Annotated in this window: 9 protein-coding genes; 4 read left to right on the top strand and 5 right to left on the bottom strand. The window is 71.4% G+C overall.

What is annotated here, in order from left to right; genetic code table 11:
• Positions 1 to 7 precede the first annotated feature (7 nt).
• Together FHG71_RS03085 and FHG71_RS03080 are read right to left on the bottom strand one after the other, a co-directional pair.
• Entirely contained in the window at positions 8 to 1,534 is a 1,527-nt protein-coding gene (locus FHG71_RS03085) for an acyl-CoA carboxylase subunit beta (protein ID WP_139080153.1), read from the bottom strand.
• Positions 1,534 to 2,100 carry a biotin transporter BioY gene (locus FHG71_RS03080; RefSeq protein ID WP_139080152.1) on the bottom strand — a complete coding sequence of 189 codons (567 nt, stop codon included), beginning with the start codon at positions 2,098 to 2,100 and terminating at the stop codon, positions 1,534 to 1,536. The genes FHG71_RS03085 and FHG71_RS03080 overlap by 1 nt, the downstream gene beginning before the upstream one ends.
• Positions 2,101 to 2,207: 107 nt before the next feature.
• On the opposite strand from FHG71_RS03080, the gene FHG71_RS03075 reads away from it, so the two are divergent.
• Positions 2,208 to 3,638 carry a helix-turn-helix domain-containing protein gene (locus FHG71_RS03075; RefSeq protein WP_139080151.1) on the top strand — a complete coding sequence of 477 codons (1,431 nt, stop codon included), beginning with the start codon at positions 2,208 to 2,210 and terminating at the stop codon, positions 3,636 to 3,638.
• Here FHG71_RS03075 and recD2 read toward each other — a convergent pair.
• A complete protein-coding gene (gene recD2 / locus FHG71_RS03070; protein WP_139080150.1) occupies positions 3,623 to 5,818 on the bottom strand; it encodes an SF1B family DNA helicase RecD2 in 2,196 nt (731 codons plus the stop codon). The genes FHG71_RS03075 and recD2 overlap by 16 nt on opposite strands.
• Positions 5,819 to 5,941: 123 nt before the next feature.
• Between recD2 and FHG71_RS03065 the strand changes: the two genes are divergently transcribed.
• The gene (locus tag FHG71_RS03065) at positions 5,942 to 8,032 is read left to right on the top strand and encodes a S9 family peptidase (RefSeq protein WP_139080149.1); all 2,091 of its coding nucleotides are present in this window, start codon (positions 5,942 to 5,944) and stop codon (positions 8,030 to 8,032) included.
• Here the strand turns inward: FHG71_RS03065 and FHG71_RS03060 are convergent.
• Both FHG71_RS03060 and FHG71_RS03055 read right to left on the bottom strand, forming a co-directional pair.
• Positions 8,010 to 8,669, bottom strand: coding sequence for an alpha/beta hydrolase (locus FHG71_RS03060; RefSeq protein WP_139080148.1), 660 nt, complete (start codon positions 8,667 to 8,669; stop codon positions 8,010 to 8,012). The genes FHG71_RS03065 and FHG71_RS03060 overlap by 23 nt on opposite strands.
• 52 nt (positions 8,670 to 8,721) lie before the next feature.
• Entirely contained in the window at positions 8,722 to 9,078 is a 357-nt protein-coding gene (locus FHG71_RS03055; RefSeq protein WP_139080147.1) for a hypothetical protein, read from the bottom strand.
• 169 nt (positions 9,079 to 9,247) lie between these two features.
• Here FHG71_RS03055 and FHG71_RS03050 point away from each other — a divergent pair, with 169 nt between their 5' ends.
• Complete coding sequence (locus FHG71_RS03050) at positions 9,248 to 10,573, top strand: ABC1 kinase family protein (protein ID WP_139080146.1); 1,326 nt, start codon at positions 9,248 to 9,250, stop codon at positions 10,571 to 10,573.
• A 352-nt stretch (positions 10,574 to 10,925) separates the two neighbouring features.
• Positions 10,926 to 11,867, top strand: coding sequence for a sugar ABC transporter substrate-binding protein (locus FHG71_RS03045; protein ID WP_139080145.1), 942 nt, complete (start codon positions 10,926 to 10,928; stop codon positions 11,865 to 11,867).
• Positions 11,868 to 11,932: the final 65 nt, after the last annotated feature.

The raw sequence follows: 11,932 nt of genomic DNA, 5'->3' as shown, positions 1-11,932 counted from the left end.
CGTCACCTCAGAGCGGCAGGTTGTCGTGCTTGCGCCAGGGGGTCTCAACCTCCTTGGTGCGGAGGAGGGCTAGGGCCCGGGCGATGCGCCGCCGAGTGTTGTGCGGACGGATCACCTCGTCAATGTAGCCGCGCTCGGCCGCGACGAAGGGGGACATGAAGCGCTCCTCGTAGTCGCGGGTGGCCTCGGCGATCTCCTCGGGCTCGCGGCCGCGGTACAGGATCTCGGCCGCGCCCTTGGCGCCCATGACGGCGATCTGCGCCGAGGGCCAGGCGTAGTTCACGTCGCCGCCGATGTGCTTGGAGGCCATCACGTCGTAGGCGCCGCCGAAGGCCTTGCGGGTGATGACCGTCACCAGAGGCACCGTGCATTCGCTGTAGGCGAAGAGGAGCTTCGCGCCGTGCTTGATCAGGCCGCCCCCTTCCTGCGCGGTGCCCGGCAGGAAGCCCGGCACGTCCACGAAGGTCACGATCGGGACGGAGAAGGCGTCGCAGAAGCGCACGAAGCGCGCGGCCTTGCGGCTGGCGTCGCTGTCCAGCACCCCCGCCAGCACCATGGGCTGGTTGGCGACGATGCCGACGCTGCGCCCCTCGATCCGGGCGAAGCCGGTGACGATGTTGCCCGCGAAGCGCTCGCCCAGCTCGAAGAAGTCGCCCTCGTCCACGACCTTCCGGATCAGCTCCTTGATGTCGTAGGGGCTGAACGGATTGTCGGGGACCAGCGTGTCGAGGCTGGGCTCGGCCCGGTCGCCCGGATCGTGCGAGGGCCATTCCGGCACGCCGTCCCGGTTGTTGGCGGGCAGGAAGTCGATGAAGCGCCGAAGTTCGGTCAGCGCCTCCACGTCGTCGTCCCAGGCGCCGTCCGAGATGGAGGACCGCGTGGTGTGGACCGAGGCGCCGCCCAGTTCCTCGTGCGTCACGACCTCGTTCGTCACCGTGCGCACCACGTCGGGGCCGGTGACGTACATGTAGCTCGTGTCGCGGACCATGAAGATGAAGTCGGTGAGCGCCGGGGAGTAGACGTCGCCCCCCGCGCAGGGCCCCATGATGAGGCTGATCTGCGGGATCACGCCCGAAGCCACGACGTTCTGCTTGAAGATCTCGGCATAGCCCGCGAGCGAGGCCACGCCCTCCTGGATGCGCGCGCCGCCCGAGTCGTAGAGCCCGACGATGGGGCAGCGGGTCTTCAGCGCCAGATGCTGGACCTTGCGGACCTTCTCGGCATGCGCCTCGGAGAGCGAGCCGCCGAAGACGGTGAAGTCCTTGGCGAAGACGAAGATCTTGCGCCCGTTCACCGTGCCCCAGCCCGTCACCACGCCGTCGCCGGGGATGCGGGTCTTGTCCATGCCGAAGGCGGTGGAGCGGTGGGTGACGAAGGTGTCGAACTCCTCGAAGGACCCTTCGTCCAGCAGCAGCTCGATCCGCTCGCGGGCCGTCAGCTTGCCGCGCCGGTGCTGCGCCTCGATCCGCCGGGGGCCGCCGCCCAGGCGGGCCTCCTCGCGCTTCTGCTCCAGCTCCTCGATCACGTCGCGCATCACAGGCCTCCGATCCGGCGGGTCAGCTTCTGCCCGGCAAGGAGCAGCATGAGGGCGAGGGCGGTCTTGACGGCGCTGCCCAGAAGGAAGGGCGCGGCGCCCTTGGCCCAGGCCTCGGGAAGCCCGGTGAAGGTGGCGAGCCACAGCACGCCCGGCACGAAGACCAGCGCATGGCCCAGCGTCAGCGCGGCCAGCAGCAGGAGCCCGTGCCGCGTCGCGCCCCGGTCCACGGCCCAGCCGATCAGCATCGCGGCCAGGAGGAAGCCCAGGAGGAACCCGCCCGTGGGGCCCATCATATAGGCGAGGCCGCCGCCGGCCGCGAAGACCGGCAGGCCCAGCGCGCCCTGGCCCAGGTAGGCCAGCACCGTCGCCGTGCCGAGCCGCAGGCCCAGGCCGCCCGCCAGCACCAAGAGCGCCAGCGTCTGCAGCGTCATCGGCACGGGCGCCATGGGGACGCTGATCCGCGCCGAGAGCGCAAGGAGCCAGCTTCCCCCGAGGACGACGGCGACGGGGACGAGCCACCCGGCGCGCGACCGGCCGGGGGCGGACAGGGTGACGGGGGTCATGCGGATTCTCCTCCTCCCAGGATTTCGGCCTTCTTGGCACGGATGGCGTGGAAATGCGCGGCGTTTCGTGCCAATCTGCGAAGCTGCGAAGATTGCGGATCAGGAAATTGCGAAAGCGGAAAGTCTTCTCCGGCGAGGCGGTGCGGACGCTCCGGCAGGCCCGGCGCATCACGCAGGCCGAGCTTGCGCGCCGCCTCGGGATCTCCACGAGCTACCTCAACCAGATCGAGCACAACCAGCGCCCGCTGACCGCCGGGGTGCTGCTGGAACTGTCGCGCGTGTTCCGCGTGGACGCGCAGGCCTTTTCCGACGACGAGCAGGACCGGCTGCTCCTCGGCCTCAAGGACGCGCTCGCGGACCCGGCGCTGGGCGCGGGGGACATCCCGGCGGCCGAGATCAAGGCCGTGGCCCAGTCCGCCCCCGGCGTGGCGCGCGCGCTGCTGCGGTTGCAGGCCGACCACCGGGCGCTGCTCGACCGCTACCAGTCGCTGGACGATGCGCTGTCGCTGCGGCGCGGGGCGCCCGCCGCGACGGTCGCGCCGAACCTGCCCTATGACGAGGTGCGCGACTTCTTCCATGACATCGGCAACTACGTGGACTCGCTCGACACCCTGGCCGAGGCGCGGGCGGCGCGCCTGCCCGGCGCGGACGACCCCTCGCTGCGGCTCGCCCGCGCGCTGGAGCAGGACCACCGCGTGGCCGTGGCGCTCGACCGCGACCTCGCCGCGCGCCGACCGATGCGCCGGTTCGACCCCGCCACGCGGCGGCTCCAGATCGACGCCTTCCTCGAACCCGCGTCCCAGCGCTTCGCGATGGCGCACCAGCTCGCGCTTCTGGAGGCGGGCGAGGCCATCGAGGAGGCCGTTGCGGGCGCGGGCTTCGCCAGCCCCGACTCGGGCGCCATCGCGCGCATCGCGCTGGCCAACTACTACGCGGGAGCGCTGATGCTGCCCTATGGGGCCTTCCTGCGGGCGGCCTCGGATTTGCGCCACGACGTGAGCGCGCTCGCCGCCCTGTTCGGGGCGAGCCTGGAGCAGGTCTGCCATCGGCTCTCGACGCTGCAACGGCCGGGGCAGGAGGGCATCCCCTTCTATTTCCTGCGAGTGGACCGGGCGGGCAACATCACCAAGCGTCACAGCGCCACCCGCGTCCAGTTCGCCCGCTACGGCGGGGCCTGCCCGCTCTGGAACATCCACGAGGCCTTCGAGACGCCCGACCGGATGCTGGTGCAGATGGCCGAGATGCCGGACGGCACGCGCTACCTGTCGATGGCGACCGGCGTGACCAAGGCGGCCTCGGCCTTCGGCGCGCCCCGCCGCCGCTACGCGATCGGCTTCGGCTGCGAGCTGGCCTACGCCGACCGGCTGGTCTACGGCGACGGGCTCGACTGGCAGAAGCCCCGCGCGCTGACGCCCATCGGCGTGAGCTGCCGCCTCTGCGACCGGCCCGACTGCGCGCAGCGCGCCTATCCGCCGGTGGGCCGACGGCTGGCTGTGGATCGCAACCGGCGCGGCGAGGTGCCCTACGAGCTGCCCTGAGCCAGCCATTCCCCGAGCCTGGACCACCGCTTGCGTCCGGAGGCGTTGCGCACCGCGAGCCCCACCGCCTTGACCTGCCCCACGAGCACCACCAGGCGCTTGCCCCGCGTGACGCCGGTGTAGAGGAGGTTGCGTTGCAGCATGGCGTAGTGCTGGGTCAGGACCGGGATGACCACGGCCGGATACTCGGAGCCCTGGCTCTTGTGGATCGTCACCGCGTAGGCGGGCTGGAGAGCGTCCAGTTCGCCGAAGGGGTAGACGACCTCGCGCCCGTCGAAGCGCGCGACGAGCTCCCCGTCCTCGGGGTCCACCCGCTCTACGAAGCCGATGTCGCCGTTGAAGACCTCGCGCTCGTGGTCGTTCTCCACCTGCATGACCTTGTCGCCCGGGGCGAAGGTCCAGCCGAAGCGCTCGACGCGCGGCCCGCCGTCGGGGTTCAGCGCCGCCTGCAGCAGGCCGTTCAGCGCCCGCGCCCCCACGCCGCCCCGGTTCATCGGGCAGAGCACCTGAATGTCGCGGATCGGGTCGAGCCCGAAGCTTTTCGGGATGCGCGAGCCCACCAGCACCTGGAGCCGCTCCGCCGCCTGCTCGGGCGTCTCGGCAGGGACGAAGTAGAAGTCCGACCCCTTCTCGGCCCAGTTCAGGTCCGGCATCCGCCCCCTGTTGATCCGGTGGGCGGCGGCGATGATGCGGCTTTCGGCGGCCTGCCGGAAGACCTCGGTCAGCCGCACGACGGGCACCGCGCCCGACCCGATCAGGTCCGCCAGCACCTGCCCCGGGCCCACGGAGGGCAACTGGTCGATGTCGCCCACGATCAGCAGCCCCGCCTCGTCCGGCAGCGCGCGCAACAGCGCCTGCATCAGCGGCACGTCGATCATCGAGCTTTCGTCCACGACGAGGAGGTCGCCGTCGAGCGGGCTGTCCTCGGTCTTCCTGAAGCCGCCGGTCTTCGGGTCCGTTTCCAGCAGCCGGTGGATGGTCCGCGCCTCCAGCCCCGTCGCCTCGGACATGCGCTTGGCGGCCCGGCCCGTCGGCGCGCAGAGGAGCATCCGCACGCCCTTGGCGCCCAGCACCTTGAGGATCGCGTTCACCAGCGTCGTCTTGCCCACCCCCGGTCCGCCGGTCACGACCAGCACCTTGGACCGCAGCGCGAGCCGCAGCGCCTCGGCTTGGCTGGGGGCGAGCGCCATCCCCGTGCGCGCCTCGATCCAGGGCAGGGCCTTGTCCGCGTCGATGGCGGGCCAGGGCAGGGGGGCGGACTGGAGCGCCCGCAGCCGTTCCGCGATGCTCCGCTCGGCGTGGTAGAGCCCCGCGAGGAACAGGCAAGGCGCGCCGCCGACCTCGGTCGCGATCACCGTGCCCTCGGCCACCTCCTGCGTGATGGCCTCGATGATGAGCGGGTGGGGTACCTCCAGCAGGGTTCCGGCGAGCGCCGTCAGTTCCTCCGCCGGCAGCCCGCAATGCCCCTGGCTCATGGCCTCGGTCAGCGCGTAGGAGATGCCCGCCCGCACCCGGATCATCGCTATCCGCTCGATCCCGAGCTTTTCCGCGATCATGTCCGCCGTCTTGAAACCGATGCCCCTGATGTCGCGCGCCAGCCGATAGGGGTTCTCCTTCATCACGGCGACCGACTCGGTCCCGTAGGCCTTGAAGATGCGCACCGCCCGCGCCGTGCCCACGCCGTGCGAATGCAGGAACACCATGATGGAGCGGATCACCTTCTGGTCCGCCCAGGCCGAGGTGATCCGCGCCATCCGCTTGGGCCCGATGCCGCCCACCTCGCGCAGGCGCTGGGGCTCGGCCTCGATCACGTCGAAGACCCGCTCGCCGAAAAGCTGCACGAGGCGCTTGGCGTAGACCGGCCCGATGCCCCGGATCATGCCAGAGCCCAGGTAGCGCTCGATCCCCTCCAGCGAGGTAGGCTCGGAGGTCCGGAGCACCCGCGCCCGGAACTGCCGCCCATGCGCGAGGTCGTGGACCCAGTCGCCCCAGGCGCTGGCCCATTCCCCGGCGCTGATCGTCGCGGCGTGGCCCACCACGGTCACGAGGTCGCGCTCGCCCCGCGCCTTGACGCGCAGCACGCAGAAGCCCGTCTCGGCGCTGTGAAAGGTCACGCGCTCGATCAGGCCCGTCAGGACCTCCGCCTCCGTTGCCGCCGTCGCGCCCACGCCCGTTCCCATGAGGCCCTATCTAACCCGAAAGAGGCCGGAAATCCCGCCCCCCGCGCTCACGTTCCGCCGATCCCGTGGCTGGCGGCCCCTGCGCGGAGCGCTACAAGAGGGCGAGCCGCCCGGAGCCCCCTCATGACCCATCCGCGTTTCCCCGCCCATCCCGCCCCGCAGGCCCGGCGCGATCCCCGCGACGACACCCGCCACGGGATCACCCGGACCGACGAGTACGGCTGGCTGCGCGCCGCCAACTGGCAGGAGGTCCTGCAGGACCCCGCGCGGCTCGACCCCGAGATCCGCGCCCATCTGGAGGCGGAGAACGCCCATCAGGCCGCGCTCATGGCCGGAACCGAGGACCTGCAGGCGCAGCTCTTTTCGGAGATGAAGGGCCGCATCAAGGAGGACGACGCCTCGGTGCCGATGCGCGACGGCCCCTTTGCCTATGGCACGGCCTATGTCACCGGCGGCCAGCACCCCCGCTTCGTCCGCGTGCCCGCCGAGGGTGGCGCGACCGAGGTGATCCTCGACGGCGACCGGGAGGCCGAGGGCAAGGCCTATTTCGACCTGGGCGGCGTCGCGCATTCCCGCGACCACCGCCGCCTCGTCTGGGGACACGACGACAAGGGGTCCGAGTTCTACACCCTGCGCGTCCGCGACCTCGCCTCGGGCGCGGACCTGCCCGACGCGGTGGCTGACACCACGGGCGAGGGGGCCTTTGCTGCCGATGGATTCGTCTACGTGGCGGTGGACGCCAGCCACCGGCCTTCGCGCGTCCTGTTCCACCGCCTCGGCACGCCCGTCTCCGAGGACCGCCTCCTCCACGACGAGCCCAACGCGGGCATGTTCGTCTCGGCCGGGACCACGCGGGACGGGCGCTGGATCGTCGTCTCCATCGGCGACCACGAGACGAACGAGACGCGCCTGATCCCGGCCACCGACCCCGCCGCCGCGCCCCTGCTGGTCGAGCCCCGGACGCCGGACGTCCAGTACCATCTGGAGGAGGGCGGGGACGAGCTGTTCGTCCTGACCAACGCCGACGGGGCCGAGGACTTCAAGGTCATGGCCGCCCCCGCCGCCGCACCCCACAAGGCCCAATGGCGCGAGGTCGTTTCCCATGTTCCCGGCCGGCTGATCCTGTCGATCACCTCCTTCGCGGGCTTCCTCGTCCGGCTGGAGCGCTGGCAGGGCCTGCCCCGGATCGTCGTGCGCGACCGCGCGAGCGGAGAGGAGCACGCCATCGCCTTCGATGAGAAGGCCTATGCGCTGGGCGTCCACCCGCCCTACGAATACGACACGACGACCCTGCGCTTCTCCTATTCTTCGATGACGACACCCGGGCAGGTCTTCGACTACGACTTGGCGACGCGCGAGCGGGTGCTGCTCAAGACGCAGGAGGTCCCCTCGGGCCACGACCCGGCGCAGTACGTCACCCGCCGCCTCCACGCGCCCGCCCCGGACGGCGAACTGGTCCCGGTCTCGGTCCTCTACCGCAAGGACACGCCGCTCGACGGCTCCGCGCCCTGCCTGCTCTATGGGTACGGCGCCTATGGCATCACCATCCCGGCAGGGTTCGAGACCAACCGCCTGTCGCTGGTGGACCGAGGCTTCGTCTACGCCATTGCCCATGTGCGGGGCGGCAAGGACAAGGGCTGGGCCTGGTACGAAGCCGGCAAGCGGGCCGCCAAGCCCAACACCTTCACCGACTTCGTCGCCGCCGCGCGGCATCTGGTGGCCGAGGGGCTGACCTCCCACGATCGAATCGTGGCGCAGGGCGGATCGGCCGGGGGAATGCTGATGGGGGCGGTGGCCAACCTCGCGCCCGAGGCCTTCGCCGGGATCGTCGCCGAGGTGCCCTTCGTGGACGTGCTCACGACGATGCTCGACGACACGCTGCCGCTCACGCCGCCCGAATGGCCCGAATGGGGCAACCCGATCGAGTCCGAGGCCGACTACCGCGCCATCGCCGCCTACTCGCCCTACGACAACGTGGGGGCGCGGCCCTATCCGCCGATCCTGGCGCTCGCGGGCCTGACCGACCCGCGCGTGACCTACTGGGAGCCCGCGAAATGGGTCCTGCGCCTGCGCGACCGCACGGCCAGCGGGAACCCGGTGCTGTTCAGGGTCAACCTGGAAGCGGGCCACGGCGGCGCCTCGGGCCGGTTCGAGCGGCTGCGCGAGGTGGCGCTGGCGCAGGCCTTCGCGCTCAGGGCGGTGGGGCGGGCCTGAGCACGCCCTCCAGCCAGAGCAGGAGGTCCCGGTCCAGCGCCTCGCGGCATTGATCCAGCCCGTGGCGGCAGCCGGGATAGAGGATCAGCTCCTTGGGCCCGCTCGCCCGCGCATGGATGTCCTCGGAGCAGGAGGGCGGCAGGATCTCGTCCGCCGTGCCGTGGACGAGGAGCAGGGGCCGGGGGCTCAGCGCGTCCACGGCTCCGGTCCCGGCGGTCTGGGAACTGAGCGCCGCCACGGCGACGACCGTGGGGGACACGGCGCCCGCGCCGATGACCACGGCGCCTCCGAAGGAGTGCCCGACCAGCACGGTCCGCGTCTTGCCCAGGGTTTCGAGCCAGGCGATCCCCAGGAGGGCGTCCTGCACGCAGGCCCCAAGCTCCCCCGGGCGGCGATAGTCCAGTTCCAGCGAGGCCACGCCACGTGGCTGGAGGAGCCCCGCGAGCCGCGTGTAGACCCTGCCCGCCGGGCCACCCAGGCCCCCGCCCGAGCCGAAGACCCAGAGGATCGCCGCATCCCCATCCGCCGGATGCAGCCGCCCGACGAGGCTGCCCTGCGCCGTCACGAGCTTCACGAGGTCCGAGGTCTCGTCCTCGGGATGGGTGACCACGTCGAGAAGGGACAGGGCAGGGGGCATGGCGCGAACTCCGGCGGGCCGTTCCGAACCGCGCGGGGCGCGGCCTGTTCCCTCAGCCTCCGAAGCGGTGCACCCGCCCGTCGACCGCGATGCGCGACACGGTGCGCAGGTTGATCGAGCGCGGCGCCCCAGCCCGCACATCCCAGACCGGCAGGAGATGAGGGTGCCGCATCTCGCGCGTCCGTGCCGCGCGCCGGGCCCGTTCGCTCGCCGCCTCGCCCTTGAGGCGGGGGCCGAGCGCGGCGGGCTGCACTTGCATTTGCCGCTCGGTGCCGTCCGTCTTCACGAAGGTCACGCCGCAGAAGCGCCCACCCGCCGAGGCGAGGAGGTCGCGCTTGATCGCGAGGTCGGGCGCTTCGGGCCAAGCGGACGGCGGGGCCGCCCGGACGGGGAACCGGGGGATGGGCATGTCGGAGATCCCTGAGGATGTTTCACGTGAAATAGGTATGAATGTTTGCGTTTACAAGGATTTGTCCCTTGCTGGCGCCTGCTCCGCGCCGATCAAGGCGATGCGAGCCGCTGGCCTCGCGCCCGCGACCGACTAGGTTCCGCGCGACCTCCTGACCGCGAGTTCCCCCATGCCGCCTCCCCTCAAGGGCCTGCCCGTTCCCTCCGGCCGCCTCGCGCGGCTCACCCGTCTGGGCGGCCTCGCCGCGGGCGTCGCGGGCGGCGCGCTGGCCGAGGGCGCGCGGCAACTCGCGCGCGGGCAGCGGCCGGGGCTGGAGCAGGTCCTGCTCACTCCCGGCAACCTCGCCCGCGTGGCCGACCGGCTGGCCGAGATGCGCGGCGCTGCGATGAAGATGGGCCAGTTCCTGTCGATGGATGCGGGCGACCTGCTGCCGCCCGAGCTTTCGGACATCCTCGCGCGCCTGCGCGCCGACGCCGCGCCCATGCCGCCCCGGCAACTGGGGGCGGTGCTCGACGCCGAATGGGGCGCGGGATGGCGCGGGCGCTTCGTGGATTTCGACACCCGGCCGCTGGCCGCCGCCTCCATCGGGCAGGTCCACCGCGCGCGGCTGCGCGACGGGCGCGATCTCGCGGTCAAGGTCCAGTATCCGGGCATCGCCCGTTCCATCGACAGCGACGTGGACAACGTCGCGACCCTCCTGCGCCTGTCGGGTCTCCTGCCCGAAGGGCTCGACGCAGGCCCCCTGCTGGCCGAGGCCAAGCGCCAGCTCCGCGATGAGGCCGACTACGCCAAGGAGGCCGCGCACCTGCGCCGCTTCGCGGGCCTCCTCGCCGGGGACGGAGCCTTCCGCGTGCCGGAGGTCCATGCCGACCTCTCGACTCCCCACGTCCTCGCCATGTCCTTCGAGCCCGGCGAACCGCTGGAATCGCTCGCGCAGGCCCCGCAGGCCACGCGCGACGAGGTGGCCGGCCGGCTGGTCGACCTCGCCCTGCGCGAGCTCTTCGGCTGGGGCTGGATGCAGACCGACCCCAACCTCGCCAACTACCGCTGGGACGGCCGCCGGGTGGTGCTCCTCGACTTCGGCGCCACGCGCGAGGTGCCCCGGCCCATCGCCGACCTCTATCGCGGTCTCCTGCGGGCGGCGCTGGCCCGCGACCGCGACGGAGCCGAGGCGGCGCTCGGGGCCTTCGGCGCGCTCGACGCCCGCACGCCAGAGCCCCTGCGGGAGGAGGCGCTGGCGCTCTTTGACCTCGCCGCGCGCGAGATGCTGCACGAAGGTCCCTTCGACTTCGGCCGGAGCGACCTCCTGGCCCGCCTGCGCGACCGGGGGATGGCACTCGCGCTCGACCGCAGCGGCTGGCGCGTGCCGCCGGCCGAGACTCTCTTCGTCCAGCGCAAGCTCGGTGGCCTTTATCTTCTCTGCTCCCTCCTCGGGGCTCGCCTGGACCTGCGCGAACGGCTGGGACCCTGGATCGAGGGACCTGCCGCCACGTGACCTCGCGCGCTTTCTCGGGCCGATGGCGTCAAGGCCCAGATCCTTCCATTTGAGGGCATTTCGTCAGGCCCCATTGGTGTAATCCCATCAGGATTGGGGGAAAGGCCGTTCCTCGCGTTGACAGAGGGGCGCGTTCCGGGTGCTTTCACGTCACGTAAACGGTCGCGGCACGGACAGGCATCGCAACGACGGTGCGCGCTCGCGGGAGGGAGGACCACGATGCGGCCTTGGGACATCCATCGCGCGACCGTGGCGGCCTGACCGCCGCGACATCCGGGCCCCTTGGGGAAGGGGGGCTCTCCGGTCTTGACGAATCCGCGGCGCGCCGGACGCCGCACCAGGGAGGAACAACATGAAAAAGACCTTCGTTCTGGCCGGCTTCGCCGGTCTGCTCTCCACTTCGGCCATGGCCGAGACGATCGGCGTCTCCATGGCGCTCTTCGACGACAACTTCCTGACCACGCTCCGGGGCGGCATCCAGGCCCATGCCGACTCGCTCGACGGCGTGGACGTGACGATCGAGGACGCCCAGAACGACGTGGGCAAGCAGCTCAGCCAGATCGAGAATTTCATCGCCGCGGGCGTGGACGCGATTATCGTGAACCCCGTGGACACCTCGGCCACGCAGGCCATGACCGACGTCGCCAACAACGCCGGCATCCCGCTCGTCTTCGTGAACCGCCAGCCCATCAACATCGACACCCTGCCCGACAACCAGGCCTTCGTCGCCTCCGACGAGGTCGAGTCCGGCACGCTCCAGACGCAGGAGGTCTGCCGCCTCCTCAAGGAGCAGGGCGCGACCGAGGCCAGGATCGTCGTCATGCAGGGCGAGCTGTCCAACCAGGCCGCCGTGCAGCGCACCAAGGACATCCACGACGTCATCGCGACCGAGGAATGCGCCTTCATGCAGATCGTGGAGGAGCAGACCGCCAACTGGAGCCGCACCCAGGCCACCGACCTCATGGCCAACTGGCTGTCGGCAGGCGTGGAGTTCGACGCCTTCATCGCCAACAACGACGAGATGGCGATCGGCGGCATCCAGTCGCTCAAGGCCGCGGGCTTCTCCATGGACGACGTGATCGTGGCCGGCATCGACGCCACGCAGGACGCCCTTGCCGCCATGCAGGCGGGCGACCTCGACGTGACCGTGTTCCAGGACGCCGCCGGCCAGGGCCAGGGCGCGGTGGACGCGGCGCTGGCGCTGGCGCGCGGCGAGCCGGTCGAGCAGAAGGTCTGGATCCCCTTCCAGCTCGTGACCCCCTCCAACATCGGCGACTTCCTGAACGCCAACTGACACCGAGGTCCCGCGCCGGGCGCATCCCTCTCCGCGCCCGGCCTTCGCGGGGCGGCCCCCGAATT

The organism is Rubellimicrobium roseum (assembly GCF_006152145.1).
Lineage (GTDB): Bacteria > Pseudomonadota > Alphaproteobacteria > Rhodobacterales > Rhodobacteraceae > Rubellimicrobium > Rubellimicrobium roseum.
This window is presented reverse-complemented; position numbering and strand designations above follow the sequence as displayed.

Excerpts from the sequence above, each read along its gene's own strand:
- FHG71_RS03085 (WP_139080153.1), bottom strand. The coding sequence starts at position 1,534 with ATGCGCGACGTGATCGAGGAGCTGGAGCAGAAGCGCGAGGAGGCCCGC.
- FHG71_RS03080 (WP_139080152.1), bottom strand. The coding sequence starts at position 2,100 with ATGACCCCCGTCACCCTGTCCGCCCCCGGCCGGTCGCGCGCCGGGTGG.
- recD2 (WP_139080150.1), bottom strand. The coding sequence starts at position 5,818 with ATGGGAACGGGCGTGGGCGCGACGGCGGCAACGGAGGCGGAGGTCCTG.
- FHG71_RS03065 (WP_139080149.1), top strand. The coding sequence starts at position 5,942 with ATGACCCATCCGCGTTTCCCCGCCCATCCCGCCCCGCAGGCCCGGCGC.
- FHG71_RS03060 (WP_139080148.1), bottom strand. The coding sequence starts at position 8,669 with ATGCCCCCTGCCCTGTCCCTTCTCGACGTGGTCACCCATCCCGAGGAC.
- FHG71_RS03055 (WP_139080147.1), bottom strand. The coding sequence starts at position 9,078 with ATGCCCATCCCCCGGTTCCCCGTCCGGGCGGCCCCGCCGTCCGCTTGG.
- FHG71_RS03050 (WP_139080146.1), top strand. The coding sequence starts at position 9,248 with ATGCCGCCTCCCCTCAAGGGCCTGCCCGTTCCCTCCGGCCGCCTCGCG.
- FHG71_RS03045 (WP_139080145.1), top strand. The coding sequence starts at position 10,926 with ATGAAAAAGACCTTCGTTCTGGCCGGCTTCGCCGGTCTGCTCTCCACT.